This is a genomic window from Allobosea sp. 05L423 (assembly GCF_056397745.1).
Window position 1 is genome coordinate 52,660 of record NZ_JBFTOA010000003.1, and the last position, 24,732, is coordinate 77,391.

Consider the following 24,732-nt stretch of genomic DNA (forward strand, 5'->3'; position numbering starts at 1 on the left):
TCCAAAGGGAGATTTGATATGGCGCAACGCATCCGCGTGTCGCATCTGCTGCTCGCCGGCGGGCTCGTGCTGGCGGCCCAGCCTGCCTTCGCGCAGGAGGGCATGCTGTTCAAGAACCTGCTCGAAGGCACCTTCGGCGGCAAGGGGGCCGGCGACGACATCGATTATCGCGAGCGTGCGCCGCTGGTAGTGCCGCCGAATTCGGCGCTGCCGCGCCCGCAGGATCCGGCGAGCGCTCGCAGTGCCGCCTGGCCGAACGATCCGGATGTGCAGCGCCGCAAGGACGAGGCCAATCGTCCGCCCTATGCGCTGTCGGAAAGAGCGCGCAACAACCCGGTCCTGTCGCAGGAAGAGCTGCGTCGCGGCCGCACTTCGCGCACGGAACAGGCGCCGACGATCGTCGAGGAACACGGCAACTACAACAACCAGATCCAGCCGATCCGCATCGGCCGCGAACTCGCTTCTCGCCGCAGTCAGGCCGCCGAAGAGTCGCTGGCCTATGGCGTCGAGCCGCAGCGCCGCCTGCTGACCGAGCCGCCGACCGGCTATCGCCGCCCGGCTGACACGGCTGCGATCGGCCCGGGGCGCGGTGGCCCGGTCGAGGACAAGCAGGCTGTCGGCCAGCGCGAGTTCGCGACGGGCCAGGGGCCGGTGATGCTGGTCAGGCCTGACTAGGCTGATCTGCAAGATCGGCCGAGGTAAGCCACTTGCCGAAGCGGGCTCGGCTGACCAAGTTCTCTTTCGGGGCGGGCGCATCGTGCCCGCCCCTTTGTGTCTGAGCAGGAGATCGCGTCAGGTGAACATCCATGCGCGCCAGCCCGGTCTGGCTGACCCCGTCGAAGCCTTCCGCCTCGACAATGGCCTCGACGTCGTCGTCGTGAAGGACCATCGGGCGCCGGTCGTCACCCATATGGTCTGGTATCGCAACGGTTCCGCCGATGACCCGGCCGGAAAATCGGGCATCGCGCATTTCCTCGAGCATCTGATGTTCAAGGGCACCGAGCGCTGGCCGGCGGGCGAGTTCTCGAAGATCGTCGCCGGTTACGGCGGGCAGGAGAACGCCTTCACCTCCTACGACTACACCGCCTATTTCCAGCGCGTGCCGAAAGAGCATCTGCGCGCGATGATGGATTACGAAGCTGACCGGATGACCGGCCTCTCCTTCGACGAGAGCGTGGTCGGACCGGAGCGCGACGTGGTGCTGGAGGAGCGGCGCATGCGCGTCGATTCCGATCCGGCTGCCCAGCTCGGCGAGGAATTCTCCGCTTCGCTGTTCTTCCACCACCCCTATGGCACCCCGATCATCGGCTGGGAGCACGAGATCGAGCGCCTGAGCCGCGACGACGCCTTCGCCTACTATCAGCGCTTCTACACGCCCGAGAACGCGATCCTCGTTGTGGCCGGCGATACCGATGCCGCCGAGGTGCGCCGTCTCGCCGAGGAGAGCTATGGCAAGATCGCGGCCCGCGGCGCGCCACCCGTCCGCAGCCGCCCGATCGAGCCTGAGCCGCGCGCCTCGCGCCGGGTTGCGCTGAACGACCCGCGCGTGCAGCAGCCTTCGCTGCGCCGCGGCTGGCTGACCCCGACCTATACGACCGGAGATCGCGAAGAGGTTCTGGCGCTCGAACTCGTCGCCGAGATCCTCGGCGGCGGCACGACCTCGCGGCTCTATCGCAAGCTCTGTGTCGAGGACGAGCTCGCCGCCGGCGCCAGCGCCTATTTCATGGGCTCGATGGTGGACCGCGCCGCCTTCCAGCTCTCGGCCAGCCCGCGCCCCGGTGTCGAGATGGCGGCGATGGAGGCGGGGCTCGACGCCGTGCTCGCCAGCTTCCTGGCCGAGGGGCCGACCGAGTTGGAGCTGGCGCGGGCCCGCACGCGGCTCGTCGCCGAGACGGTCTTCGCCCGCGACAATCAGGCTTCGCTGGCGCGCATCTTCGGCTCGGCGCTCGCCGTCGGCGAGACGGTCGCAGACGTGCTCGCCTGGCCGCAGCGCATCGAGGCCGTCGGCCGCGATGCGGTGGTCGAAGCAGCACGCCGCTATCTGAAGCCTGATCGCAGCGTCACCGGCCTGCTGCTGCCCGCCTGACACTTGCCGTCTCACCGAACGGGCGGACGCCATGCTCCGCCGACAGGAAGCGACATGAACGCGCCGATTCCGACACCCAAGCTCAACACGGCCGGCCCCGCCATCGCGGTCCAGAGCGTCCGCTCGCCGGGCGGCATCGAGGCCTGGCTCGTCGAGGAGCACAGCCTGCCGCTGATCGCGGTCGATTTCGCCTTCGACGGCGGCGCCAGCCGTGATCCGGAAAACGCGGCCGGCAGCGCCTATCTGATCTCGGGGCTGCTCGACGAAGGCGCTGGCGATCTCGATGCCGAAGCTTTTCAGGGCAAGCTGGCCGATCATGCGATCAGCCTCGGCTTCGAAGCCCGCCGCGACGACTTCCACGGCCATATCCAGACCTTGTCGACCCATCGCGACACCGCCTTCGAGCTGCTGGCGTTGGCGCTGAACAAGCCGCGCTTCGATGCCGACGCGGTCGTGCGTGTCCAGGCCCAGATCATCGCCGGGCTGCAGCGCCAAGCGAAGAACCCCGAAGTCATGTGCCGCAACGCGCTTTTCGCCGCGGCTTTCCCCGGCCATGCCTATGGCCGGCCCGAGAAGGGCGATGTCGACAGCGTCTCGAAGCTCGCGGCTCCGGCGCTGAAGGCGTTGACGCCGGCATTGCTCGATCGCGGCGGCCTCAAGGTCGTCGTGGTCGGCGACATCACCGCGGCGGAACTCGCAGGGCGCCTTGATCTGTTGTTCGGTGCGCTGCCACAGGGCGTGTCCCGCCCGCGCCCGTCTCAGCCGTTGCCGATCCAGGGGCTCGGCCAGACCCATGTCATAGATCTCGACGTGCCGCAGACCGTACTGCGCTTCGTCGGACCGGGGCTGATGTGGCATGATCCGGACTTCATCCCCGCGAGCGTGCTGAACCATATCCTCGGCGGCTCGGCCTTCACCTCGCGGCTCTTCATGGAAGTGCGCGAGAAGCGTGGCCTTGCCTATGGCGTGTCCTCCAGCCTGATGCCGCTGCGCGAGAGCGCCATGCTGGTCGGCGGCACCGCCACCCGCAACGACCGCGCTGCCGAATCGATGAAGGTGATCCGCGAGGAGATGCTGAAGCTCGCCCATGACGGGCCGACCGAGCATGAGGTCGAGGAAGCCAAGCGCTATATCATCGGCTCTTATCCGCTGCGCTTCGACACCTCGCCGAAGATCGCCGGGGAATTGCTGGCTCTTGCGCTGCGCGGCGACACGCCGGACTTCCTCGCCAGCCGCAACGGTCTCTTCGCGGCCGTGACGCTCGATGACGTCAAGCGCGTCGCGCAGCGCCTCTTCGGCAACCCCGACCTGCTCGTTCAGGCGGTTGGCAAGCCGGTCGGGCTGGTCTGAAATAGCCTTCGTCTCTTTGTCGATACGGGTAGTCTTCATGCTTCAGCAAAGCTTCGATCTCGCGCTCGAATCCAAGGTCGGCAAGGGAGGCATTCCCGACGCGGCCTTCGAGACGGCGCTGGCCGATCTCAAGCCCGCGTTGGCGAAGCTGCAGGGGCAGGCGAAGGACGGTTCGCTGCCGCTGCTGAAGCTGCCGAGCGACACCGCCGACCTCGGCCCCGTGAAGGTTGCCTCCGACCGGTTGAAGGCTGGCGGCACCACCGATGTCCTGGTGCTCGGTACCGGCGGCTCCAGCCTCGGCGGCCAGACGCTCGCTCAACTCACCGGCTACGGCATCGCCGGCCTCTCGCAGTTCGCGCACGGCCCGCGCGTCCATTTCATCGACAATCTCGACCCGGCCACCTATGCGGCGCTGCTCGCCAGGTTGCCGCTCAAGACGACCAAGTTCGTCGCGATCTCGAAATCCGGCGGCACCGGCGAGACCCTCCTGCAGTCGATCGCCGCGATCGAGGCGCTGCGGGGCGCGCATCTCACCGATCAGCAGATTGGCGAACATTTCCAGGGGCTCTCCGAGCCGGGCAAGCCCGGCAAGCTGCATCCGCTGCGCGCGTTGCTCGAGCCCTTCGGCACGCCCTTCCTCGAACACCACACCGATGTCGGCGGTCGTTACTCGGTCCTGACCAATTGCGGCCTGTTGCCGGCCGCCGTGCTCGGCCTCGACATCGAAGCGCTGCGGCTGGGCGCAGCGCGGGCGGTGGCGCCGCTCTTCGCCGGCAAGGACGTCCGCGAGACGCCCTCGGCGGTCGGCGCTGCGCTGCATCTCGCCGCAATGCGATCGGGCAAGAATATCGCCGTGCTGATGCCCTATGCCGACAAGCTCGCGCTGCTCACCCGCTGGTGGATGCAGCTCTGGGCCGAGAGCCTCGGCAAGGACGGGCAGGGGACGCAGCCGGTCGGCGCGCTCGGCCCCGTCGACCAGCACTCGCAGCAGCAACTCTATCTCGCCGGGCCTAAGGACAAGTTCTTCACCGTGATCACCACCGGCGTGAAGGGCAAGGGGCCGCAGATCGACGCGGCTCTGGCGGAGAAGATCGGGCAGGCCGATTTCGCCGGCAAGACGATCGGCGACATGGTTGCGGCGCAAGGCATCGCCATGATCGACACCTTCGCCAAGAACGGCTGTGCTGTCCGCCGCTTCCACGTCGAGCGGATCGACGAGACCAGCCATGGCGAGATGCTGATGCATTTCATGCTGGAGACGATTCTCACCGGCTACGCGATGGGTGTGGATCCCTTCGACCAGCCGGCGGTGGAGGAGGCGAAGCTCCTCGCCAAGCGCTATCTTGCCGAAGGGCGCAGCTGAGCGAATCGGGGTTTGCCGGCAGGGCACGTTATGCTCGGGCTCGGCCCGAGCATCTCTTGATCGAGATTCTCGGGTCTGTGCTTTGCGCCGCCCGGGAATGACGGGCGCGGTGCTCGCGACCAAGAGAACATGTCGAGCCCATGACCGTCCGCCGCCTCGATCCCGTCCTGGTCGACCGCATCGCCGCAGGCGAGGTGATCGAGCGGCCGGCTGCGGCCGTGAAGGAACTGGTCGAGAACGCGATCGACGCCGGCGCGCGCTCGGTCGCGGTCACCATCACCGGCGGCGGGCGCGAATTGATCCGTGTCGTCGACGACGGCGCCGGCATGACGCCGCAGGACCTCGAGCTCGCCGTCGAGCGCCACGCCACCTCGAAGCTGCCGGACGGGGACCTCTTCGCGATCGGGACGCTGGGCTTCCGCGGCGAGGCGTTGCCCTCGATCGGCTCGGTGGCGCGGCTCTCGATCGCGACACGCCGGCATGACGCATCCCAGGGCTCCGGCCTCGTCGTCGAGGCGGGCGAGAAGGGCGTCGTCCGCCCGGTCGCCGCGGCCGTCGGAACCCGCATTGAGGTCAGCGACCTCTTCATCTTCACCCCGGCCCGCCTCAAATTCCTGAAGAGCGACCGGGCCGAGGCCCAGGCCGTCTCCGAGATGCTGCGGCGCCTCGCCATCGCCCATCCCGAAATCCGCTTCTCGCTGGAAGGCGAGCATGTCAGCGCCTTTGACTGGCCGGGCGAGCCGATCGGGGAAGAGGGCCTGCTGCGCCGTCTCGGCCGGGCGCTTGGCCGCGACTTCCCAGAGAACGCACTGAAGATCGAGGCCGAGCGCGAAGGCTTCCGCATCTTCGGCTTTTCCGGTTTGCCGACCTTCCATCGCGGCACCTCGGCCGGCGTGCATCTTGCGGTCAACGGCCGCCCGGTCCGCGACAAGCTGCTGCTCTCGGCGGTGCGCGGTGCCTATGCCGACGTCGTGCCCTCCGATCGCCATCCGGTGCTCTTCCTCGATGTCGGCTGCGACCCGCGCTCGGTCGACGTCAACGTCCACCCCGCCAAGAGCGAGGTGCGCTTCCGCGACCCCGCCCTGGTGCGCGGCCTCGTTGTCTCCGGGCTGAAGGCGGCGCTCGCTGCCGCCGGACACCGCGCGACCACGACGGGCGGCGCCCGCACGCTCGACGCCTTCCGCGCCGTGCTCTCGATGGGCGGTAGCGGGAATGCGATCCCGCGCCCGGCCTTTCCTGCGACATCGAACTGGAGCGCGCCTGCCCCGGTTTCCGCGAGCGCCCCTCAACCCGGCTTCTCCGATTTCGCGGCGCCTTCCGCCGATGCCCGCGCCCATCTCGCCGAGCCTTCGGCAGACGCGCTCGACCGGCCGCTCGGCGCCGCCCGCGCCCAGGTCCATGAGACCTACATCGTCGCGCAGACGCGTGAGGGCGTCGTCATCGTCGACCAGCACGCCGCCCATGAGCGGCTGGTCTATGAGCGGCTGAAGGCCGAGCGCGCCCGCAACGGCATCGCCCGCCAGCCCCTGCTGCTGCCCGAGGTGGTCGAGCTCGATCCTGTCGATGCCGACCGCCTGATCGCGGCCGGTAGCGAGCTCGAAAGCCTCGGCCTCGTCCTGGAGTCCTTTGGGCTGGGCGCAGTGCTGGTGCGCGAGGCCCCCAGCCAGCTCGCCGGCGGCAATCTCCAGCGCCTCGTCCGCGATGTCGCCGATGCGCTGGCCGAGCACGGCACGGCCGGCTCGCTTGAGCGCCGGCTCGACCATGTGCTGGCGACGATGGCCTGCCACAACTCCGTCCGCGCCGGCCGGCGCATGCGCCCCGAGGAGATGGACGCGCTGCTTCGCGAGATGGAGGTCACGCCCAATTCCGGCCAGTGCAACCACGGCCGGCCGACCTATGTCGAGCTGAAGCTCAGCGATATCGAGCGGCTGTTCGGGCGGCGGTGAGGGGTCAGGTCGGCCGGTAGAAGCCGGAATCGAGGCTCTCCAATGCCATGCTCGCTTCTGCCGCTTGCGGATACCATTGCTCGTCGACGATGGCCTGAAGCTCGCGCCGCGCAGCGACACAATCTACCGCCAGATTGGCACGAGCGGCAGCTAGGCGGACCTGCATGTTGGGATGTCCAAACAGTTTCATCAGGACGCGTCTCTGATCGCCGGCACGAGATTTGAGTTCCATTTCCAGCGCGTGAACCTGCCAAACCAGCCGATTGGCGCGGGTGTTTTCATTGCCCTCCATCGCGTCGTACTGTTCGATGCAACGCCGCTCGAAATCTTTGACGATATCTGCGGTCGACAGGGAGCTGAGATTACGGCCGATCATTTGAGCACTCCGCTCTGTCGCAACGCTCGATGGCCCATCCGTACATGTTCTGACCAATCCCGGCCGCGAAGGTACTCGCGGGGCGATTGCATGGCGAATTCCGGGTTCGGGCGATTATACCATCCCGTGATCTCATGATGCTTGTATCGCGGAATGCTGACGATGTTGTCCACGCCGTCGATGGTGGAGCCCGGAAAGCCTTCGCGCGATCCGGCTCCTCGCTCGACGATATGATGGTCGTCATAACCCGGCCGCCTCCTGCCGGCCTGCTCCTGAAGCTCCATGAGCGACCTCGGCTCGTCCTGATACGATCGGATCGAGGGCCATTCCGTGTAAAGCCAGTGCCCGACCTCGATCGCCGTGACGACGGCGCCGATCGGGCCAGCCCTTCTCAGCACTTGGCGTGCGATCGCCTTTGCCAGCGCCTTCGCGGCCCTGATCTTCGACTGTCGGTCTTGGGGTGGGTCCTTTATGGGGTCGAGCGCCGGGCCGCCATTGTCGCCGACGCCCGGCTGCCGGCTTTGGCCGGAGCCCTCGCCACCGGCCCATTGCCCTCCCTCCGGGCTGCCCGCCGGCACGCGTGGCTGGTCCGAATTGAAGCCGCCCTTCTCGACGAGCGCCTGCAGGCGCGCAAGGGTGCGCATCATGCGCTCACCGGCGATGTGGCAGGCGACGGCATGGCGGCGCGCCGCCAGGGCGCGCCCGTTAGGTTCGATGGATCTTAGGATTGGCATCCGGCGCTTGGTCTCCGCGGCGGATGCGGAGATTAAGCGCGGAACAGGAGCTGGGGATAAGTTCGCTGTCGCCGGCCTATTAGCGACGACCTATGACCTATGAGTTCCGCAGCAGGATCACGAGAGTCTCGCCATAGCTCCGCCGCTCCAGTTCCTCGAATCCATCAGGCAGGCTGATCTCGGCATCCGCTGCCTCTTCCAGTACGATCAGGGCTTCCGGCTCCAGCCAGCCGCCCTCGCGGGCTGAGACCAGCGCCTTCTCGCCCAGCGCCTTGCGATAGGGCGGGTCGCAGAAGACGAGGCCGAACGGCGCCATGCCGGCGATCGCCCCGAGCTTCGTCGCATCGCGGCGGAAGATGCGGCTGAAGCCGGCGAGCCCGAGCGCCATCTGGTTCTCGCGGATGATGCCGCGCGCCTCGGTGCCGTCATCGACCAGAAGCGCGAAGCCGGCTCCGCGCGACAGCGCCTCGAAGCCAAGCGCGCCCGTGCCGGCGAACAGGTCGAGCACGCGCGCGCCCTCCACCGCGTCGCCATAGGCATGGGCGAGCACATTGAACAGGGATTCGCGCAGGCGGTCCGAGGTCGGCCGGATGCTGCCGATCCCCGGCTTTGGGCCGGCCAGAGGCCGGCCGCCCAGGCGTCCGCCGACGATCCGCATCGCTTAGCCGCGATTACCGCCGCGCGGGCCGCCGCCGCCGGGGCGCGGACCCTTGCCGCCGCCCGGCCGTCCACCGGGTTTGCCGCCGAAGGGACGTCCTCCGCCCGGCTTGCCGCCGAAGGGGCGCCCGCCGCCAGCCGGCCGCTCCGAGGAGCGAGCGCCGAAGTTCTTGGCCCCGAACCCCTTGCCTTCCGGCCGGTCACCGAAGCTGCGGCCGCGCGGCCTGTCCTCTGCCGGTCGCTCGCTGAAGCGCCGGGCGGGGCGCTCCGCCCCGTCTCGAGGGGCGCGGTCGGGGCGTTCGCCACGCGGCGCGCGATCCTGCCAGGGCCGCTCATCGGCACGATCGCGGCCACCGGCATCCTCGCGCGGGCGCCGCGCCGGCCGTTCGCCGCCGCTGGGGCGGCCGAAGGCGCGGGGGGCACGAGCCTCGTCGCCGCCTCGTTCGTGGCGCGGCTTGCGGTCGGGACGACGCTTGCTGTCGCGCGCAGGAGCGGCGTGCTCTTCCGAAACGGGTGCGCTGACGCGCTCGACCAGCACGCGCCGGCCCTTGGGGTCGGAGATCGGCGTGTCGCGGCGGCGCTTGATGTCGCCGGACGCTTCGCGCTGCAGCCGCTCCAGCTTCGGATCGGCGCCGCGGCGCGGCGGGGTCTTGCGTTCGCGCTGCGGCTCGGTCTCGGCATCCCGCCAGACCGTGCGGGTCCAGGGCTTGTCGCCGCGCAATTCGCGCACCGCATCGCGGCGCGCCTCGTGCGGATCCTCGGCGGCGTCGCGGCGTCGGCGCGGGCGATCGTCGCCAGCGGGGGCAGGGCGCGGCGCTGCGGGCAGGGCATCGCGGCGCGGCGATTCGAAATCGGCGCCGGCCTTGCTGGCGAGTTCGGTGCCGAGCTGGTCCTGCAGCACGCGCGAGCGGATCTCGTCGGCCTCGCCCTCTTCGAGTTCTCCGAGCTGGAACGGGCCGAAGGAGATGCGGATCAGCCGGTTCACCGTCAGCCCGAGATGCTCGAGCACGGTCTTGACCTCGCGGTTCTTGCCTTCGCGCAGGTCGACCGTCAGCCAGGTGTTGAAACCCTGCTGGCGCTCGAAGCGGGCGATCACCGGCCCGTACTGGATGCCGTCGATGGTGACGCCGTCCTTGACGGTGTCGAGCACGTCCTGCGTCACCTCGCCGAAGGCGCGCACGCGGTAGCGCCTCAGCCAGCCGGTCTCCGGCAGCTCCAGCACCCGCGCCAGCCCGCCGTCATTGGTCAGGAGCAGCAGGCCTTCGGTGTTGATGTCGAGCCGGCCGATGGTCAGCACGCGCGGCAGGTCTTCCGGCAGCACGTCGAAGACGGTCGGCCGGCCTTCCGGGTCGAAATTGGTCGTCACCACGCCGCGGGGCTTGTGGTAGAGCCACAGCCGGGTGCGTTCGCGGGCCGGCAGCGGCTCGCCGTCGATCAGCACGACATCCGTCGGCTTCACGTCGAAGGCCGGGCTTTCCAGCACGGAGCCGTTCACGCTGACGCGGCCTTCCGCGATCATCGCCTCGCTGTCGCGGCGCGAGGCGACGCCGGCGCGCGCCATCACCTTGGCGATCCGCTCCGGCTCCTCCGCCGTGATCAGCTTGCGCTCGGGCGCGTCCTCGCGCGGGCGGCGCGGACGGTCCTCATGCCCTTCGAAGCGCGGCGCGCGCGGGCGCGAAAAGCGCCTTTCGCCATCGCGGCCCTCGCCGCGCGGCGGCCGATCGCCCTGCGGACGGTCGCGGCCGGCAAAGGGGCGATCGCCGGTGCGTGCCGGACGGCGCGGGCGCTCCTCGCCGGAGCGTTCACGGAAGCCGCGGCCTTCGCCTTCGGCCTTGAAGCGGGCCGGCCTGTCACCGTCGAAGCGGCGCGGGCGCGGGGCGTCGCCCTCGCTGCCGGCTGGCCGCTCGAAGCGCCGGGTGGGACGTTCGTCGCCGGTCGAATGGCCGCGGAAGGGCTTGTGCTCGCCGTCGCGGGGCGGCCGGTCGTCGCTGGACGAGCGGCTGCGGAACGGCTTGCGCTCGCCATCGCGTGCGGGTCCACGGCTTTCGCCGCCTGAGCGGCTGCCGAAGCTCTTGCCACCGAAGCCTTTACCGCCGGAACCGGGGCCACGGCCGCCGGCGCCACCGCCCTTGCGCGGGCCGCGGCCTCTGTTGTTGTCGTCGTCTTTCATGGTTGCTCCTGAGCCGGCCGAGCACAACCGCTTTGCGGGAAAGGCCTGGCTCGCTTATTCGCTATGACCGGCGCTTGTAGCAGAGGCTTTCCCTCGCTGCGAGCGCCAAAACTGGGGTTTATGATGTCGAAACCGCAATCATCCTCCGCGCTCGACGCCATGGCGCTGGCCTTCGACGAGGCGAAGGCCGCCGCGCAGCGCGGGGAGGTGCCGGTCGGTGCGGTGGTGGTGCGGGACGGCGCGGTCCTCGCCAGTGCCGGCAACCGCACGCTCGAGCTGAAGGATCCGACTGCGCACGCCGAGATGATGGCACTCAGGCTCGCCTGCGAGGCGCTCGGCAGCGAGCGGCTGATCGGCTGCGATCTCTATGTCACGCTCGAACCCTGCCCGATGTGCGCGGCGGCGATCTCGTTTTCCCGGATCAGGAGGCTCTATTTCGGCGCGGCCGACCCGAAGGGCGGCGCCGTCGAGAATGGCGTCAGGCTCTATGAGAGCCCGACCTGCCACCATGTGCCGGAGGTCTATGGCGGGTTGCGCGAGACCGAGGCTGCGGCGCTGCTGCGGGATTTCTTCCGCGAGCGGCGGTAGGCAGCCCTTCTCAGGCCGTCATTCCGGGCTGACCGAAGCGCAGATCCGGAATCCATCATAGAGCGGGATTCCGGATCGGCGCCGCTTGCGGGGCTTGTACCGAATGACGGTGGAGGGGACGATCAGGTATCCGACGAGTCGATGCCGAATTTCTGCGCGAGCTGCGCGCGATCCATGCAGGAGACGTCATAGGTCACCTGCCGGCCCTTGAATTCCGGGCGCTTGCTGAATTCCTTGGTCATCGAGCGGGTGATGTCGTCGATCCGCGCTTCGCAGGCTTGGGCGGAGGTGAACTCCATCTCGCTGATCCGGCTGGTGGCGCAATGTACCTCGCCGGTGACGCAGGCCATGATGACCATGGTGAAGGCATCCATGCAGGCGCTCCTGTTGCGGCCGGTCGAAACTGCGCGCCTATGGTTAGCGCTTGGTTTAGACCGGCGATGTGCCCCCCGCGTCCTTAAGCAAGATGCGGGCCGTTATGCAAGGCTGCGCCAGCACAAATAGGTGCCGAGCGCCAGCAGGCCGGCAAAGAAGCAGACCTTGAACGTGGCCGGTGAGATGCGGCTGCGGATGAACTGTCCGGCGCTCATGCCGGCCAGCGCCGGAACGAGGGCAAGGAAGGATTGCCAGGCGGCAGCGCCGTTGAGCGCCCCGGCTCCGATCAGTCCGAGGGAAAGCGCCAGTGTCGAGACGATGAAGGAGATGCCGAGCGCCTGCACCAGTTCGTCCTTGTCGAAGCCGAGTGTCTGCAGATAGGGCACGGCCGGCAGCACGAAGACGCCGGTCGCAGCGGTGACGACACCGGTCGTCAACCCGATGACGGGGCCGAGCCAGCCTTCCCAGGCCGGTGGCACGCGCAGCTTCGCCGCCTTCAGGCCGACGAGCGCGTAGAGCACGAGCGCAAGGCCGAGCCAGAGCGTGGCGGTGCCGTCCTTTTCCTGCTGCAGCAGCCCGGCGCCGGCCCAGGTGCCGATGCAGATGGCGGCCAGCATTGGCGCGAGCCGCCGGAGCGTTGCGCCGAGCTTAGGGCCGGTCGTGAGCTGCCAGCCATTGGTGACGAGGTTGGGCACCACCAGCAGCGCCGCCGCCTGCGCCGGCGCCATCACCACGCCGAGGATGCCGACAGCGATCGTCGGCAACCCCAGCCCGATCACGCCCTTGACGAAGCCGGCGAGCACGAAGGTCGCGGTGACGAAGAGGAGGAGAGTTGTGTTGTCCATGCCCCGCTTGTGGCATCGCCCGCGGCGGCTGTCGCCGCCCGATGCTACGGCCGGCGCCGTAGTGTTCCTGCTTGCGGCGCGGCGGCGATGGCGCATCATGGCGCCATGAGCACGCCAAGTCGCTATTCCGGCCCCTATCTCGCGGAGATCGCCCATCTGATGGGCGACCCGGCCCGTGCCAACATGCTGCACGCGCTGATGGACGGCCGTGCATTGACGGCCAAGGAACTGGCCTGGATTGCCGGCGTCGCACCGCAGACGGCGAGCGGCCACCTCGCCAAACTGATGCAGGGCGGGTTGATCGCGGTCGCCGTGCAGGGGCGCCACCGCTACTACCGGCTCGCCGGATCTGAAGTGGCAGCGGCGCTGGAAGGTCTGATGGTTCTGGCCGGCCTGGACGGGACGAGCCGGCGCTTGCCCTCGCGCGTCGGTGCGGAGCTGAGCCAGGCCCGCACCTGCTACGACCATTTTGCCGGACGGCTCGGCATCGGCATACACGACGCGCTGATGGCCGGCCGCCATCTCGCCGTCAGCGAGGGCGGCTATGCGCTGACGCCGTCGGGCAAGGCGATTTTCTCGGCCCTCGGCGTCGATCCGGATGCGAGCGGCCGGAGCCGCCGTGCGGCGCTGCGGCCCTGCCTCGACTGGAGCGAGCGCCGGCCGCACCTCGCCGGCCATCTCGCTGCGGCGCTGGCCTGCCGCTGCTTCGAGATGGACTGGGTCCGCCGCCGCAAGGACAGCCGTGCGGTTGTCCTGACCGAGGAGGGCAGGGCGATGCTCGCGGCCGCGCTCCCCGGCTTCCGCTGCGATGAGCCGGAGCCGGTCAGTCCCGCGCTTCGAGAGCCCGCGCCAGCGCTCGCTTGACCTCGTCCTTGATCGGCTCCGCCGCCGCGAGGATCGCCTTCGCCTTGAAGAAGTCGAGCCCGCCGATGCGGTCGGCACCGGCCCGGATCAGGATGTCGGGCGGCTGCTGCTCGACCATGCGCTGGACCAGCGTGCGGGTCAGGATCTGCGAGGCGCCGACGATCGCCTCCATCGCGCCGGGAATGCGCGTGTCGCTCGACGCGGTCGTGGGAGCGCTGACATCGACGGCCACGACGATGCGGCCGGGCGCGAGCAACGCCCGATAGGGCAGGGGATCGATGGCGCCGCCGTCGATCAGCACGCGCCCGCCGAGCGCGACCGGCCGCACCAGCCCGGGAATGGCGAGCGAGGCAGCAACGGCCGGCGTCAGCGGCCCGTCGCTCAGTACGACCTCCGCGTGGCGGTGGTAATCAGCCGCTACGGCGGTGAACGGGATCGCCAGCTCTTCGAAGCGATCGGGCACCGCCTCCGGCCAGAAGAGGTCGAGCAGCCGTTCGCCATCGATCAGGACGGGGTTGCCGAGGCCGCGCACGAGATCGGCGAGCTTGCCGACCCGGGCATCGAGCAGCTTCCCGATCACGCGGGCCCGGTCACGGAAGCTCTGCAGCGCATGCTCGCGCAGATCGCGGCCGGAGAGCCCGGCGGCGTAGGCAGCGCCGACGATGGCACCTATCGAGCAGCCGGATATCTGCGCGGGCTTCAGGCCGAGCTCGTCAAAGGCCTCCAGCACCGCGATGTGGCTCAGGCCCCGTGCCCCGCCGGCGCCCAGGACGAGCGCGATCTCGGGCGTGCTGCCCGGCCTGCGTTCTGGCTTCGGGGCTGACTTCATATCTGGCGACATCCCCATCGTCATTCCGGTGCAGGCCACCGCCCTGAGCCCGGGACCCATGAACACGACGGACCGTCATCGTCATTGCGAGGCGCGAAGCGACGAAGCAATCCAGGGGGGCTGGATGAAGCGTTCAACCAGGTCCCCCGGGATTGCTTCGCTGGGCTCGCAATGACGTCCCTTTCGAAGAGGCCCGCGCCGGCTCAGGCGACGGCCTGCGCCAGGAAGGGCTTCAGCACCGCGAGCGTGGCCTGCGGGTTCTCCTCCGGCAGGAAGTGCCCGCTGTCGATCGCCTGGCCTTCTGCCTGCGGCGCGAAGGTCTTCCGCCAGATTTCGAGCGGGCTCGCGCCCTTGGCCGGGATGCCGGCTTCGCCCCAGAGAACCAGCGTCGGGCAGAGGATGCGCTTGCCCGCAGCGAGGTCGGCCCTGTCGTGCTCGACGTCGGTGGTGGCGCCGGCGCGATAATCCTCGCAGGCGGCATGGGTGCGCGACGGATCGCTGAACGACTCCGCGTACGATCGAATGGCCAGCGGGTCGAACAGATCGAGGTTCTTCGCCCTGCTCCAGCTCGCGATGGTGCTGTCGAGCCAGCCGACGGGATCGGCCTTGAGCAGGTTCTCAGGGATCGGCTCTGGCTGGGCCAGGAAGGTCCAGTGATAGACCTGCATGGCGCGGGCCGCGTTCATGCCTTCCCACATTGAGACGGTCGGCAGGATGTCGAGCAGCGCCAGCCGCTCGACACGGCCGGGGTGGTCGAGCGCCAGCCGATAAGCGACCCGCGCGCCGCGGTCGTGGCCGATCACGTCGAAACGCAGATGGCCGAGCGCCTGCATCACGGCGACAATGTCCTCGCCCATGCCGCGCTTGGTGTAGATCTCCTTGCCGCCGTCGCCATGCGGCGCAGCCGACCAGCCATAGCCGCGTAGATCGGGGCAGACGACGGTGTGGGTCTTGGCCAGCTCCGGCGCCATCCTGTGCCACTCGGCATGGGTCTGCGGAAAGCCGTGGATCAGCACCAGCGGCGGCCCTTCGCCGCCGACGCGCGCGAAGATCTTGCCGATGGGCCCATCGATCCAATGAGCCTTGAAGCCGGGGAAGAGGGAGTCGATGTTCGCCATGGCCGCAAGCATAGCTCCGGCCACGGCGTCCTGTCAGCCTTGCTCGCGCTTCACCGCCTGCCAGCCGATGTCGCGACGGCAGAAGCCCTCAGGCCAGTCGATCCTGTCGACCGCCGCATAAGCGCGCGCCTGCGCCTCGCCGACGTTCTTGCCGAGCGCGACGACGTTGAGCACGCGCCCACCATTGGCGATGAGCTCGCCATTCGCCAGCTTCGTGCCGGCATGGAAGACGAGCACCTCGTCCAGCGCCTCTGCCTCTTCGAGGCTGCGGATGACGCTGCCGGTCTCCGGCTTGGCGGGATATCCCCTGGCCGCGAGCACGACGGTCAGGGCCGCCTCGTCACGCCAGCGCAGGTCGACAGTGTCGAGTATGCCGTCGCAGGCTGCGAGCAGCGCCGGCACGATGTCGCTCTTGAGGCGCGGCATCAGCACCTCGCATTCGGGGTCGCCGAAGCGGGTATTGTATTCGATCAGCTTCGGCCCCTGCGCCGTGATCATCAGCCCGGCGAAGAGCACGCCCTGGAACGGCGTGCCGCGCTTGGCCATGCCGGCGAGCGTCGGCCTGATGATCTCGGCCATGACCCGCTCTTCCAGCGCGGGCGTCATCACGGGCGCTGGCGAATAGGCGCCCATGCCGCCGGTGTTCGGGCCGGTATCGCCGTCGCCGACGCGCTTGTGGTCCTGCGCCGAGGCGAGCGCCAGCGCATGCGCACCGTCGCAGAGCGCGAAGAAGCTCGCTTCCTCGCCGATCATCCATTCCTCGATCACGACCTCGGCGCCGGCGCTGCCGAGCCCGCCTGCGAACATCATTTCGATGGCCTCGTTCGCCTCGTCCAGCGTCTCGGCCATGATCACGCCCTTGCCGGCGGCGAGCCCGTCGGCCTTGATCACGATCGGCGCGCCCTTGTCCGCGACATAGGCCCTGGCGGAGGCAGCGTCGCTGAAGCGGCCGAAGCCGGCGGTCGGGATGTCGAATTCGGCGCAGAGTTCCTTGGTGAAACCCTTCGAGCCTTCGAGCTGCGCGGCGGCCTTCGACGGGCCGAAAACCTTGATGCCGGCCTGCCGGAGATCGTCGGCGATCCCGGCGACCAGCGGCCCTTCCGGTCCGACCACGACGAGGTCGATCCCCTGCAGCCGGCAGAAGGCGACGACGGCGGCATGGTCGGCGACATCGACCGCGACGTTCTCGCCGCATTGCGCCGTGCCGGGATTGCCCGGCGCGATGAAGAGCGTGTCGCAGAGGGGCGAGGCCGAAATCGCCCAGGCGAGCGCATGCTCCCGTCCGCCCGAACCGATCAGAAGAATCTTCATCGCCGCCTCCGTCATTCGCCTCGTTTGCCGTCATCCCGGGCGGAGCGAAGCGGAGATCCGGGATCCATGCCTGAGTGCTTCCGATGAAAGTTCGGGCATGGATCCCGGGTCGACCTGCGGCCGCCCGGGATAACCCGCACGAGGCGGGGTGAAATCGTCATGGGCGCAATAGCTGCCCCGCGGCGCGCGGGCAACGCTTCTGCTGCTTCGCCCGTCCCGCTATGGTCCGGCCATGGATCGCGAATCGTCTCTGCCGACCGACAATGCCCCCGAATGGTCCGTCTCGGACCTCTCCGGCGCGCTGAAGCGCACCATCGAGGATTCATTCGGCTTCGTGCGCGTGCGCGGCGAGATTTCCGGCTATCGCGGCCCGGTCGCCTCCGGCCATGTCTATTTCTCGCTGAAGGATACCAACGCCAAGATCGATGCGGTGATCTGGAAGGGCGTGTTCGGCCGTCTGAAGACGCGGCCGCAGGAAGGCCTTGAGGTCATCGCCACCGGCAAGATCACCACCTTCGCCGGCAAGTCGAGCTACCAGATCGTCATCGATTCGCTGGAGCTGGCTGGTGCCGGCGCGCTGATGGCGTTGCTCGAGGAGCGGCGCAAGCGGCTGGCCGCCGAGGGGCTCTTCGCCGAGGAGCGCAAGCAGCTCATCCCCTATCTGCCCGCGGTCATCGGCGTCGTGACCTCTCCGACGGGGGCCGTCATCCGCGACATCCTGCACCGGCTGGAGGACCGCTTCCCCCGCCACGTCCTGGTCTGGCCGGTGAGGGTGCAGGGCGAAACCAGCGCCACTGAGGTCGCCAACGCCATCGCCGGCTTCAACGCGCTGGCGCAGGGCGGGCGCATCCCGCGGCCGGACGTCATCATCGTCGCGCGCGGCGGCGGCTCGCTCGAAGACCTGATGAGCTTCAATGAAGAGGCCGTGGTCCGTGCGGCGGCGGCTTCCGAGATTCCGCTCGTTTCGGCCGTCGGCCACGAGACCGACTGGACGCTGATCGACCACGCCGCGGATTTGCGCGCGCCGACGCCGACCGGGGCGGCCGAGAAAGTCGTGCCGGTGCGGGCCGAGCTGATGAGCTTCGTCTCCGATCTGTCGCGTCGCCATGCCGGGGCGATGCGCCGCCTGTCGGATCGCCGCCGCAGCGACCTCAGGGCGCTCGCCCGCGCGCTGCCGGGGCCTGAGGCGGTCTTGTCCGGTCCGCGCCAGCGGCTCGACCTCGCCGCGACGCGGCTGGCGCCTGCGCTCGCCCGCAATGCTCGCGCGCATGAGTTGGTGCTGCAGGATCTGTCGCGCCGGCTGACGGCACGCTCTCCACGCGTAGCGCTTGCCAGTCTGAGGGCTGAACTCGCAGGTTTCGCACGTGTCCTCGCAAACGCCCGAACGAACGCACTGGAGAAGGAGCGAACACGTATCGCCCATGCCCGCGACCGGCTGGCGACACTGGAAGAGCGAGCGCGCAATGCCTTCGGCCAGAGCCTGGTCCAGCGCCGTGACCGCGGTACGGTTCTGGCGGAGCGCGCCGAGCGCGCCTTCGGGCAGGCGCTGCATCGGCGCACTGACAGGCTCGCCTCGCTCTGGGCGCTGATCCGCTCGCTCGGCCCCGAGGCGGTGCTGTCGCGCGGTTACGCCCTGGTCCGCGACGAGGCCGGCGCGCTGGTGCGCAGTGTCGGAGCGGCCCAGCCCGGGCAGGCTCTCTCGGTCCAGCTCGCAGATGGCAGCTTCGGCGTCACCGTTTCCGGGGGCGGGTCCGGCGGGGCTAAGCCGACGGCGCCGCGTCCGGCCCGCAAGGGGCCGGCGTCCGGCACGCAAGGCGATCTGTTCTGACGATCAGGGCGTGTTGAGGAAGCCGTTGACGCGCTTCAGCGCATCTTCGCGGGCGGCCATATTGGTGCCGACGGTGACCTTGCCGGTGCCGCTCGCGGAATAGGCGATGTTCTCGCGTTCCCGGACCTCGAGACGCGGATGATCGAAATCATGCAGCGCGCCGGGGTAGAGCACGATGCCGACATGCTCGCCGCGCGCCTGCGCCGCCTTGGCAAGGTAGCCGCAGGGCGCCGCCGGGGTCCAGTCGTCGGCGTCCCCCATCAGGATCAGCAGAGGCAGACGGGCCGAGAAGCTCGGGGATTCCGATTGCAGCCGGCAGGCCGGGTAGAAGGCGACGGCGCGCTTGAAGTCGGGTTTACCGTCAGCGGGAGCACGTTCCATGCGGATCGCCGCCAGCACGGTCGAGCCGCCACCCGACCAGCCGAGGAGCGAGATCATGCCCGGCTTGATGTCGCTGCGCTGTTGCAGCCAGACCCGAGCGGCGGTGGCATCGGCCACGCGCTCGCGCCCTGCACGCACCGTCAGATCCTTGACACCGCATTGCGAGCCGAGACCGCGTGAGCCGTAGCTGTCGGGCATCAGCACAGCAAAGCCGGCGGCGGCGAGCCTCTCGCCCCAATCCGTGTGGCGAACCGACAATTGGCCTTGCTCGCGCCACAGACCGCCGCAACCATGCAGGGCGACGACAGCCGGGAACGGGCCAGGGCCTGCCGGGCGGTAGAAAACGCCGGCGAGATGGCCTCCGTCCATCGGAATCGACACGCGCTCATAGCCCGCCGCCAGGGCGGCCGGGGCTGCAAGCAGTGCAAGGCTCATCAGGCACGCCGCGAGGCGCTGGAGACTGGACATCGTCGACCAGAGGGTTATCACAAGCGGCGGAGTATTCCGGCTTTCCGTTTCCCGATCAATGATTTGATGCGAATTTGATGAACATCAGCGAGCGTCTCCCTCCGAGCGGCCCCGAGGCGGTCATCGATTACGGCCCCGGCGAGTTCCGCGTGCTGAAGCCAGGCGCCTTCGTGCGCTGCGCGGTGACCTCGGTGCCGATCCGGCTGGAGGATCTGCGCTATTGGTCGATCGAATGGCAGGAAGCATATTCTACACCGGAAGCCGTGATGCTCAGGCTGCGCCGGGCCGGGCGCGCTTAGTCGCCTCTACGAGCAGGCTTTCGATCGGCGCTTGTTCGGCGAAGGTCAGCCGGACGGGCAGCACGACGAGCCGGTCCGCTTCTGCATTGGGCCAGAGGGCGGCGAGCTTGGTCCAGTCCTTCTCGGTCGTCGCGATCAACGCGCCGCGCGTCTTGGCCTCGGCGATGACTTCAGCGACATCGCAATCCGTATAGGGATGGTGATCGCCGAAGGCGCGCTCGGCGACAATGGTGGCGCCGATCTCGCGCAACGTCGCGGCGAATTTCTCGGGCCTCCCGATTCCGGAAAGCGCCAGAACCTCCCGCTCTTTCAGCTGCTGCGCCGCGCTGGCAAGCGGCTCCAGTCGCGCGTCGATGACGGGACGCCCTTGAGAACGCACGGCGGTTGCCACGCGCTGACCTGCCTCGCCTTCGCCGACAACGATCACGGCGTCGACCTTGCCGATCTGCTCCGCAAGCGGAGCCCGCAAGGGGCCGGCCGGCAAGCAGAGCCCGTTACCTACGCCGCTTGCCCCGTCGACCACGGCCAGCCTCAACCGCTTCGCGAGCGCGGGATTCTGCAACCCGTCATCCATGACGATGACGCTGGCGCCAAGCCCGTGGGCCAGCCGCGCCCCGGCAAGCCTGTCGCGGGCGATGACGGTGCGGACATGGCGCGCCATCAATACCGGTTCGTCGCCGACATCGGCAGCGGCGTGCCCGGTTGGGTCGACCTCGACGGGGCCGGCAAGCCGGCCGCCATAGCCGCGCATCAGCACGAAGGGTTTCTCGCCGCACCGCACCAGCATGTCCGCGACGGCGATCGCCGTCGGCGTCTTGCCGGCACCGCCGGCGACGAAGTTTCCGATGCAGATGACGGGAACAGGCAGTTCGGCGCCGGGTTGGCGCATGCGCCGCAGGGTGATTCTGCCGTAAAGCCAGCCGATCGGCCGAAGCAGCGTGGCCGCGAGCGTCGGGCGCGTCTGCCACCAGAAGCGCGGCGCGCTGGAGCCGGGTGCGAAGAAGTGGGAACCGGTTTTTCGCACGAAGCCCCGCTCCGAAGTCTTAGAATCGATCATGATGATTTCGGGTCGCTTCGATCCGAAATGATCGTGACCTTGGCATCAGACCATAGGCTCGCGTTGCTCGAGCGCGGCGCGCATCAGCAACGGCTCGATGGCGTGGAGCGTGCGGTTGAGGGCGCCGCCGAGCTGGCTCGCCGTCTGCGCCGCCGCCCGCGCGGCCTGCCGGGCGCTCGCCGGATCGCTCAGCCAGCGATGCACCGCTCCGGCGAGTGTCTGCGCGTCGGGGACGGAGCGCGAGCCGCCATCCTGGTCGAAGGCCGCGAAGATCTCGGCATTGTTGTGGACATAGGGGCCGTGCAGCAGCGCGCAGCCGAGCTTGGCAGGCTCGATCGGATTATGCCCACCGATGCCCTCGACCAGCGAGCCGCCGAGGAAAGCGACCTGCGACAGCCGGTAGAACAGCCCGAGCTCGTTGACGGTGTCGGCTACATAGAGGTCGACGTCGCGTTCCGGATTCTCGCCGGCGGCCCGGCGCGAGACGGCAACGTCATTAGCTTGGGCCAGCGCCTCGATGTCCGGGCCGCGCTGCGGGTGGCGCGGCGCGATGATGGTCAGGAGCTTCGGCAAGTAGGCCTTGATGGCGAGATGGGCGGCCAGCACCAGCTCGTCCTCGCCGGGATGCGTGCTGGCGGCGATCCAGACCGGCCGGCCGGTGGTCATGCCATCGAGGATGGCGAGCATGCCCGGCTCGGCAGGCGGGGCAGGCACGTCGAATTTCAGGTTGCCGGCGACGCTGACGCGCGGCGCGCCGAGCTGGGCGAGGCGCTCCGCGTCGGCCTGCGACTGCGCAAGGCAGGCCTCGAAGCATGAGAGCAGGAAGCGCGAGGTCTTCGGCATCTTGTACCAGCGCGCGAAGGAGCGCTCGGACATGCGCCCGTTGACCATGACCACCGGGATCGAACGGCGATGCGCCTCGATCAGCAGGTTGGGCCAGATTTCGGATTCGCAGATCAGGCAGAGCTCGGGCCGCCAGTGATCCATGAAACGGCGCATGTAGCGCGGCACGTCGAGCGGCAGATATTGATGGATGACGCCCGCTGGCAGCCGCGCAGCCAGAAGCTTGGCCGAGGTGACCGTGCCCGAGGTGACCAGCACGGCGAGGCCGCGCTTCTGGAGCTTTGCGATCAGCGGCAGCAGCGTCACCGTCTCGCCGACGCTGGCGCCATGCAGCCAGACCAGCGGCTTGTTCGGCCGCTTTACGCTGGGATAGCCGCGTCGCTCCGAAATCCGCTCGGGGTCTTCCTTGCCGCGGCGCTGGCGCATGAGCAGAAGTGCCGCTGCGGCCGGTTCGAGGAGCGCGGTCGTGTAGCGATATGCCCTGAAGATCGCGCCCTTGCCGCTCATGCCGGCGCTCCGGCCGTTCGGTGTTGCTCGCGCAGCCCGGCGCCCGGATCGCGGCTGCCGACGAGCGCGTAGCCGCGGGCGTGGACGTCGTCCAGGCTCGCCTGCAGTGCGAGGCGCGCCTCCTCCTGCGTCGCCTCATCGGCGTCGCGCGCGACCAGGATCGGCTCGCCGACAACGATRGCACAGCGTCCGAAGGGCAGCCCGATCGAGGCACGGTCCCAGCTGTTGAAGTCGATACGGCGGCTGGTGACGACGGCGACCGCGCGGATCGGCCGGCCGGAGGCGCGCGCCAGGGTAATGATGCCCGGGCCGACGACGCGGGCGCGTTTCGGTATGTCGGCGGTCAGCACCATCGTCTCCCCGGCGGCGAGCCGGCGCAGCATGGCGAGGAAGGCGGGGGCCCCGCCCTTCTCGCGGACCTTGTGCCCCGGCCGTGCGCCGGAGCCTCGGATTGCTCCGATCCCGAGTTCGCGCAGCGCCACCGCGTTGAAGCCGCCGTCGCCATGGCGCGAGACCAGCGAGCAGGCCGGCATCCAGTCCGGCCGCGCGAAGGGGATCATGATGTGCTGACCGTGCCACATCGCGAAAATGAGCGGCAGCTCCGGCCGGACGTGATCGTAGACATCAGCCGGTTCGAAGACGATCTTGTTGGTGCGCTGCACGAGGCGCAGATAGCCGGCCAGCAATCGGCCGAGCGTTTCCTGCGCCACGCGCGTCTTGAGGATGGAAAAGCCCATCTGCTTGATGCCGAAAATTTGCGCTGGCTCAGCCCTTGGCTGCTTCCGGGTCGAGAAGACGGTGGAGATGCACGATGAAATAGCGCGTCTGCGCCTGATCGACGGTCTGCTGGGCCTTGGCCTTCCAGGCCATATGCGCACTGGCGTAGTTCGGGAAGACCCCGACGATGTCGAGCTTCGCCAGATCCTTGAAGGTGATGCTGTCGAGCGAGTCCAGTTCGCCGCCGAAAACGAGATGGAGAAGCTGCTTCTGATCCGGTTCCACGCTCATCGATATCTCCTGCGGGGCATGCGCCGCCCCAATAAGCCATCCGGGCCGCGCATGCGAGCCGGCCGGGCGGCTAGCTTCCAAAAAAAACGTCAGGCGGGCTGCGTCCGTCCGTCGCGCAATCGCTCGACCGCGTGCAGCAGCGGGTTCACGAGCGCACCGTTGCTGGCGATCAACATCCCGTGAACGGGGTTGGGGCGGTTATAGGCGACGGATCGTCCAGCCGCATCGCTCAACTGTCCGCCGGCTTCGCTCAGAACCAGATCCGCGGCCGCCAGGTCCCAGTCGCGCGCGTCGGGCGAGATCAGCCCGGCATCGATCGTGCCGTCCGCGATCCGCGTCAGCCTGAGCGCGAGCGAGGGAATTTTGCCCGCGGCCTCGAAATCCTCGGATTGAGCCAGCGCATCGAGCATGGGCTTGGGGCCGGCGATCTTCGCGCCGGCGAGACTGTCTGCCAGTGACGTGCGGATGGCTTCGCCGCTGCGCCTGGCGCCCGCGCCACGCACGGCCGTGTAGGTAGCATCGCAGGCGGGGGCATGGACGATGCCGAGGACCGGCGCCCCCTCATCCAGCAGCGCGACGCAGACCGCCCAGTCGGGCGAGCCGCTCATATAGGCGCGGGTGCCGTCGATGGGATCGACGACCCAGACGAAGCGATGCGTCAGGCGCTGCGCATCGTCGACAGTCTCCTCCGAGAGCCAGGCGGCTTCCGGCAGCAGTGACGAGAGACGTATCCGCAGGAAGGTGTCGACGCCGATATCGGCTTCCGTCACCGGCGAGCCGCCACTCTTGGCCCAGGTGCGTGCCGCTGTCTGTGTACCGGGCCGGAAGAGATCGAGTGCGAGGGTGCCGGCTTCCAGGCAGCTTTCGCATGCCGCCTTCATCAGTTCGGCCGCGATCGGTAGCGTCATTGCACTCATGCCCTTCGTATCGGCCGCGAAAGTCGCTGTTTCAAGCCGAAAATGCGGTCAAGGTGCGAAAGATTCCGTCAAGCATCAGACCGGAAACAGGGCAGTCAGGGCGCTGAAGCGGCGAAAACACCATCCTTTAACCCAACGCCTTAAGCGCTCGGACACGGCTGACGCCCAATCTCGCATGGCAAGCACGAGAGCCCCGGCATCGACAGAGGGCTCCGCTGCGGCAGGGATCAAGAGAGGCGTTATAACCGATGGCCAGCGTCACGCCGGCCGCCGGGGAGGTCGGTTTTGCGCCGCATCTCCTCGGCGGCTCGACAATCACAGCGATCGTTTCCCACAACCCGATGCCGGCCCGCCCGGTCGCGCCGGCGATCGAACGCCTGGCTTCCGTGCGTATCCTGCGCGGCTCGGCCAATTGGCGGGGCGTTGCCCTGCGTCTGGCCAACCCGGCGGGAGACGACGAGCGCTTCGAACTGGCGCTGACGGCCGGCGATGGCCGCTCCATCGTGGTGGCCTGCGCCGACGAGGCCGATGCCGTCGCGCTCTGGCGCGATTTCGGTCGGGCGAGCGGTCTGCCGTTGCTGCTCGAAACCGCCGACGGCGCGGTGAGCGAGCCGTTCCCGCAGATCGGCCGCGTCGCGCTCGGGCCCGTGCGGATCCGGCGCCGTCATGGCCTGCTCAACGGCCGCCGCCCCCGCTTTCTCACACGGCGCAAGACGGGCCGGTTGGCGGAGCTGCCGGACATCGTTTCAGGCGAGAGACTGACCGACTAGGACCGGGATCCGATCAGGTTGAATCAATCCGGGCAGCGCGTG

General features: G+C 68.8%; 25 protein-coding genes. 10 read left to right on the forward strand and 15 right to left on the reverse strand.

What is annotated here, in order from left to right; translation table 11 throughout:
• The first annotated feature begins 18 nt into the window (after window positions 1–18).
• The 5 genes from AC1DNE_RS08370 (at window position 19) to mutL (ending at window position 6,745) form a co-directional block, all read left to right on the forward strand.
• Window positions 19–675: a hypothetical protein gene (locus tag AC1DNE_RS08370; protein ID WP_441468904.1), complete on the forward strand. Its 657-nt coding sequence runs from the start codon at window positions 19–21 to the stop codon at window positions 673–675.
• Window positions 676–796: 121 nt separating this feature from the next.
• Window positions 797–2,086, forward strand: coding sequence for a M16 family metallopeptidase (locus AC1DNE_RS08375; RefSeq protein ID WP_441468903.1), 1,290 nt, complete (start codon window positions 797–799; stop codon window positions 2,084–2,086).
• A 54-nt stretch (window positions 2,087–2,140) separates the two neighbouring features.
• A complete protein-coding gene (locus AC1DNE_RS08380; RefSeq protein ID WP_441468902.1) occupies window positions 2,141–3,436 on the forward strand; it encodes a M16 family metallopeptidase in 1,296 nt (431 codons plus the stop codon).
• A gap of 37 nt (window positions 3,437–3,473) precedes the next feature.
• On the forward strand, window positions 3,474–4,799 hold the full coding sequence (locus tag AC1DNE_RS08385; RefSeq protein ID WP_441468901.1) for a glucose-6-phosphate isomerase: 1,326 nt from the start codon (window positions 3,474–3,476) through the stop codon (window positions 4,797–4,799).
• A gap of 140 nt (window positions 4,800–4,939) precedes the next feature.
• Window positions 4,940–6,745, forward strand: coding sequence for a DNA mismatch repair endonuclease MutL (mutL, locus tag AC1DNE_RS08390; RefSeq protein ID WP_441468900.1), 1,806 nt, complete (start codon window positions 4,940–4,942; stop codon window positions 6,743–6,745).
• Between the two features lie 4 nt (window positions 6,746–6,749).
• Here the strand turns inward: mutL and AC1DNE_RS08395 are convergent, their stop codons facing one another.
• The 4 genes from AC1DNE_RS08395 to AC1DNE_RS08410 all read right to left on the reverse strand — a co-directional run bounded on the left by AC1DNE_RS08395 (window position 6,750) and on the right by AC1DNE_RS08410 (window position 10,682).
• The gene (locus AC1DNE_RS08395; protein ID WP_441468899.1) at window positions 6,750–7,121 is read right to left on the reverse strand and encodes a DUF2019 domain-containing protein; all 372 of its coding nucleotides are present in this window, start codon (window positions 7,119–7,121) and stop codon (window positions 6,750–6,752) included.
• The gene (locus AC1DNE_RS08400) at window positions 7,118–7,855 is read right to left on the reverse strand and encodes a hypothetical protein (protein ID WP_441468898.1); all 738 of its coding nucleotides are present in this window, start codon (window positions 7,853–7,855) and stop codon (window positions 7,118–7,120) included. The genes AC1DNE_RS08395 and AC1DNE_RS08400 overlap by 4 nt, the downstream gene beginning before the upstream one ends.
• 97 nt (window positions 7,856–7,952) lie before the next feature.
• Complete coding sequence (rsmD, locus tag AC1DNE_RS08405; RefSeq protein WP_441468897.1) at window positions 7,953–8,513, reverse strand: 16S rRNA (guanine(966)-N(2))-methyltransferase RsmD; 561 nt, start codon at window positions 8,511–8,513, stop codon at window positions 7,953–7,955.
• A gap of 3 nt (window positions 8,514–8,516) precedes the next feature.
• On the reverse strand, window positions 8,517–10,682 hold the full coding sequence (locus AC1DNE_RS08410) for a pseudouridine synthase (RefSeq protein WP_441468896.1): 2,166 nt from the start codon (window positions 10,680–10,682) through the stop codon (window positions 8,517–8,519).
• A gap of 123 nt (window positions 10,683–10,805) precedes the next feature.
• On the opposite strand from AC1DNE_RS08410, the gene AC1DNE_RS08415 reads away from it, so the two are divergent.
• Window positions 10,806–11,270, forward strand: coding sequence for a nucleoside deaminase (locus tag AC1DNE_RS08415; protein WP_441468895.1), 465 nt, complete (start codon window positions 10,806–10,808; stop codon window positions 11,268–11,270).
• A 122-nt stretch (window positions 11,271–11,392) separates the two neighbouring features.
• Here AC1DNE_RS08415 and AC1DNE_RS08420 read toward each other — a convergent pair whose 3' ends face one another.
• Together AC1DNE_RS08420 and AC1DNE_RS08425 are read right to left on the reverse strand one after the other, a co-directional pair.
• A complete protein-coding gene (locus AC1DNE_RS08420; protein ID WP_441468894.1) occupies window positions 11,393–11,644 on the reverse strand; it encodes a hypothetical protein in 252 nt (83 codons plus the stop codon).
• Between the two features lie 102 nt (window positions 11,645–11,746).
• On the reverse strand, window positions 11,747–12,490 hold the full coding sequence (locus AC1DNE_RS08425; RefSeq protein WP_441468893.1) for a sulfite exporter TauE/SafE family protein: 744 nt from the start codon (window positions 12,488–12,490) through the stop codon (window positions 11,747–11,749).
• A gap of 105 nt (window positions 12,491–12,595) precedes the next feature.
• Here AC1DNE_RS08425 and AC1DNE_RS08430 point away from each other — a divergent pair, with 105 nt between their 5' ends.
• Window positions 12,596–13,354: an ArsR/SmtB family transcription factor gene (locus tag AC1DNE_RS08430; RefSeq protein ID WP_441468892.1), complete on the forward strand. Its 759-nt coding sequence runs from the start codon at window positions 12,596–12,598 to the stop codon at window positions 13,352–13,354.
• On the opposite strand, the gene AC1DNE_RS08435 is transcribed toward AC1DNE_RS08430, so the two are convergent.
• The 3 genes from AC1DNE_RS08435 to purD all read right to left on the reverse strand — a co-directional run bounded on the left by AC1DNE_RS08435 (window position 13,314) and on the right by purD (window position 16,612).
• Window positions 13,314–14,183, reverse strand: coding sequence for a patatin-like phospholipase family protein (locus AC1DNE_RS08435; RefSeq protein ID WP_441468891.1), 870 nt, complete (start codon window positions 14,181–14,183; stop codon window positions 13,314–13,316). The two genes, AC1DNE_RS08430 and AC1DNE_RS08435, sit on opposite strands and share 41 nt — an antisense overlap.
• Before the next feature lie 203 nt (window positions 14,184–14,386).
• Window positions 14,387–15,301, reverse strand: coding sequence for an alpha/beta fold hydrolase (locus AC1DNE_RS08440; RefSeq protein ID WP_441468890.1), 915 nt, complete (start codon window positions 15,299–15,301; stop codon window positions 14,387–14,389).
• A 33-nt stretch (window positions 15,302–15,334) separates the two neighbouring features.
• Window positions 15,335–16,612, reverse strand: coding sequence for a phosphoribosylamine--glycine ligase (gene purD, locus AC1DNE_RS08445; RefSeq protein WP_441468889.1), 1,278 nt, complete (start codon window positions 16,610–16,612; stop codon window positions 15,335–15,337).
• Window positions 16,613–16,844: 232 nt separating this feature from the next.
• Between purD and xseA the strand changes: the two genes are divergently transcribed.
• Window positions 16,845–18,440 carry an exodeoxyribonuclease VII large subunit gene (gene xseA, locus AC1DNE_RS08450; RefSeq protein ID WP_441468888.1) on the forward strand — a complete coding sequence of 532 codons (1,596 nt, stop codon included), beginning with the start codon at window positions 16,845–16,847 and terminating at the stop codon, window positions 18,438–18,440.
• Between the two features lie 3 nt (window positions 18,441–18,443).
• On the opposite strand, the gene AC1DNE_RS08455 is transcribed toward xseA, so the two are convergent.
• A complete protein-coding gene (locus AC1DNE_RS08455; RefSeq protein WP_441468887.1) occupies window positions 18,444–19,256 on the reverse strand; it encodes a dienelactone hydrolase family protein in 813 nt (270 codons plus the stop codon).
• A gap of 110 nt (window positions 19,257–19,366) precedes the next feature.
• Between AC1DNE_RS08455 and AC1DNE_RS08460 the strand changes: the two genes are divergently transcribed.
• Complete coding sequence (locus tag AC1DNE_RS08460; protein ID WP_441468886.1) at window positions 19,367–19,588, forward strand: DUF2093 domain-containing protein; 222 nt, start codon at window positions 19,367–19,369, stop codon at window positions 19,586–19,588.
• Here AC1DNE_RS08460 and lpxK read toward each other — a convergent pair.
• The 5 genes from lpxK to AC1DNE_RS08485 form a co-directional block, all read right to left on the reverse strand.
• Window positions 19,560–20,645, reverse strand: a complete 1,086-nt coding sequence (lpxK, locus tag AC1DNE_RS08465; protein WP_476767037.1) for a tetraacyldisaccharide 4'-kinase — start codon at window positions 20,643–20,645, stop codon at window positions 19,560–19,562. The genes AC1DNE_RS08460 and lpxK overlap by 29 nt on opposite strands.
• Window positions 20,646–20,690: 45 nt before the next feature.
• The gene (locus AC1DNE_RS08470; RefSeq protein WP_441468884.1) at window positions 20,691–21,995 is read right to left on the reverse strand and encodes a 3-deoxy-D-manno-octulosonic acid transferase; all 1,305 of its coding nucleotides are present in this window, start codon (window positions 21,993–21,995) and stop codon (window positions 20,691–20,693) included.
• A complete protein-coding gene (locus tag AC1DNE_RS08475; protein WP_441468883.1) occupies window positions 21,992–22,732 on the reverse strand; it encodes a lysophospholipid acyltransferase family protein in 741 nt (246 codons plus the stop codon). Before AC1DNE_RS08475 ends, AC1DNE_RS08470 begins: the two co-directional genes overlap by 4 nt.
• 28 nt (window positions 22,733–22,760) lie before the next feature.
• Complete coding sequence (locus tag AC1DNE_RS08480) at window positions 22,761–23,003, reverse strand: DUF4170 domain-containing protein (RefSeq protein ID WP_441468882.1); 243 nt, start codon at window positions 23,001–23,003, stop codon at window positions 22,761–22,763.
• A gap of 89 nt (window positions 23,004–23,092) precedes the next feature.
• On the reverse strand, window positions 23,093–23,920 hold the full coding sequence (locus AC1DNE_RS08485) for a 3'(2'),5'-bisphosphate nucleotidase CysQ (RefSeq protein ID WP_441468881.1): 828 nt from the start codon (window positions 23,918–23,920) through the stop codon (window positions 23,093–23,095).
• Window positions 23,921–24,168: 248 nt separating this feature from the next.
• On the opposite strand from AC1DNE_RS08485, the gene AC1DNE_RS08490 reads away from it, so the two are divergent.
• Window positions 24,169–24,690 carry a DUF6101 family protein gene (locus tag AC1DNE_RS08490; RefSeq protein ID WP_441468880.1) on the forward strand — a complete coding sequence of 174 codons (522 nt, stop codon included), beginning with the start codon at window positions 24,169–24,171 and terminating at the stop codon, window positions 24,688–24,690.
• Window positions 24,691–24,732 lie beyond the last annotated feature (42 nt).

Coding starts and splice junctions, on each gene's coding strand:
- AC1DNE_RS08400 (WP_441468898.1), bottom strand. CDS start 7,855: ATGCCAATCCTAAGATCCATCGAACCTAACGGGCGCGCCCTGGCGGCG.
- purD (WP_441468889.1), bottom strand. CDS start 16,612: ATGAAGATTCTTCTGATCGGTTCGGGCGGACGGGAGCATGCGCTCGCC.
- lpxK (WP_476767037.1), bottom strand. CDS start 20,645: ATGATCGATTCTAAGACTTCGGAGCGGGGCTTCGTGCGAAAAACCGGT.
- rsmD (WP_441468897.1), bottom strand. CDS start 8,513: ATGCGGATCGTCGGCGGACGCCTGGGCGGCCGGCCTCTGGCCGGCCCA.
- AC1DNE_RS08415 (WP_441468895.1), top strand. CDS start 10,806: ATGTCGAAACCGCAATCATCCTCCGCGCTCGACGCCATGGCGCTGGCC.
- AC1DNE_RS08425 (WP_441468893.1), bottom strand. CDS start 12,490: ATGGACAACACAACTCTCCTCCTCTTCGTCACCGCGACCTTCGTGCTC.
- AC1DNE_RS08410 (WP_441468896.1), bottom strand. CDS start 10,682: ATGAAAGACGACGACAACAACAGAGGCCGCGGCCCGCGCAAGGGCGGT.
- AC1DNE_RS08370 (WP_441468904.1), top strand. CDS start 19: ATGGCGCAACGCATCCGCGTGTCGCATCTGCTGCTCGCCGGCGGGCTC.
- AC1DNE_RS08460 (WP_441468886.1), top strand. CDS start 19,367: ATGAACATCAGCGAGCGTCTCCCTCCGAGCGGCCCCGAGGCGGTCATC.
- mutL (WP_441468900.1), top strand. CDS start 4,940: ATGACCGTCCGCCGCCTCGATCCCGTCCTGGTCGACCGCATCGCCGCA.
- AC1DNE_RS08455 (WP_441468887.1), bottom strand. CDS start 19,256: ATGAGCCTTGCACTGCTTGCAGCCCCGGCCGCCCTGGCGGCGGGCTAT.
- AC1DNE_RS08430 (WP_441468892.1), top strand. CDS start 12,596: ATGAGCACGCCAAGTCGCTATTCCGGCCCCTATCTCGCGGAGATCGCC.
- AC1DNE_RS08470 (WP_441468884.1), bottom strand. CDS start 21,995: ATGAGCGGCAAGGGCGCGATCTTCAGGGCATATCGCTACACGACCGCG.
- AC1DNE_RS08395 (WP_441468899.1), bottom strand. CDS start 7,121: ATGATCGGCCGTAATCTCAGCTCCCTGTCGACCGCAGATATCGTCAAA.
- AC1DNE_RS08380 (WP_441468902.1), top strand. CDS start 2,141: ATGAACGCGCCGATTCCGACACCCAAGCTCAACACGGCCGGCCCCGCC.
- AC1DNE_RS08420 (WP_441468894.1), bottom strand. CDS start 11,644: ATGGATGCCTTCACCATGGTCATCATGGCCTGCGTCACCGGCGAGGTA.
- AC1DNE_RS08480 (WP_441468882.1), bottom strand. CDS start 23,003: ATGAGCGTGGAACCGGATCAGAAGCAGCTTCTCCATCTCGTTTTCGGC.
- AC1DNE_RS08440 (WP_441468890.1), bottom strand. CDS start 15,301: ATGGCGAACATCGACTCCCTCTTCCCCGGCTTCAAGGCTCATTGGATC.
- AC1DNE_RS08385 (WP_441468901.1), top strand. CDS start 3,474: ATGCTTCAGCAAAGCTTCGATCTCGCGCTCGAATCCAAGGTCGGCAAG.
- AC1DNE_RS08435 (WP_441468891.1), bottom strand. CDS start 14,183: ATGAAGTCAGCCCCGAAGCCAGAACGCAGGCCGGGCAGCACGCCCGAG.
- AC1DNE_RS08485 (WP_441468881.1), bottom strand. CDS start 23,920: ATGAGTGCAATGACGCTACCGATCGCGGCCGAACTGATGAAGGCGGCA.
- xseA (WP_441468888.1), top strand. CDS start 16,845: ATGGATCGCGAATCGTCTCTGCCGACCGACAATGCCCCCGAATGGTCC.
- AC1DNE_RS08490 (WP_441468880.1), top strand. CDS start 24,169: ATGGCCAGCGTCACGCCGGCCGCCGGGGAGGTCGGTTTTGCGCCGCAT.